Source organism: Vibrio sp. 1069, from assembly GCF_033340555.1.
The window spans coordinates 1-564 of sequence record NZ_JAWOWP010000738.1; the positions used below are offsets into that span (position 1 = coordinate 1).

General features: G+C 45.9%; 2 protein-coding genes. One reads left to right on the forward strand and one right to left on the reverse strand.

Annotation, left to right across the window (positions count from 1 at the left end):
- Positions 1-89: DUF3461 family protein (locus tag R7040_RS28770; RefSeq protein ID WP_140206387.1), on the forward strand; the 89-nt coding region annotated here is incomplete at its 5' end.
- 82 nt (positions 90-171) lie between these two features.
- Here R7040_RS28770 and R7040_RS28775 read toward each other — a convergent pair.
- A partial coding sequence (locus R7040_RS28775; RefSeq protein WP_318097938.1) for a pseudouridine synthase occupies positions 172-564 on the reverse strand: 393 nt, incomplete at its 5' end.

The window sequence follows — 564 nt, forward strand, 5'->3', positions numbered from 1 at the left end:
AAAAGATTCTTTCTGATCTTCGCCATTTAGAAAAAGTCGTTTCTAGCAAGATCGCCGAGATCGAAGCGGATCTAGAAAAACTCAAATAGCCTTTAAGAATCGGTAAACAACAAAAAGGGTTGGTAAACATGCCAACCCTTTTCTATTTCTCTTCGCTAGAGCACAGCCTCTTTACTTAACGAGCTCTTCGTCCCACTCAAATCGAGTAAACAATTGCTGCCACGTATCGTCGATACTCGCTTTCATCACCAGCTCTTCATTTGTAAACGGATGCACAAAACGCAGCTCCGAAGCATGTAACAGCAAGCGGTGTGAATCAAATTCGTTACGGAACAATTTGTTGTGTTTACCATCACCGTGCGATGTGTCCCCCACAATTGGGTGACGTAGGTGGGCCATGTGACGACGCAATTGGTGCTTGCGACCAGTCTTGGGCTTCATTTCCATCAAACAGTAGCGCGTTGTTGGGAACTTGCCCGTCGAATAAGGCACTTCCACTTTCGCCAGTGGTTTGTAAGCGGTTACGGCCTCTTGAGCTTCTTTCTCTTGTGAGGCGAACTTATC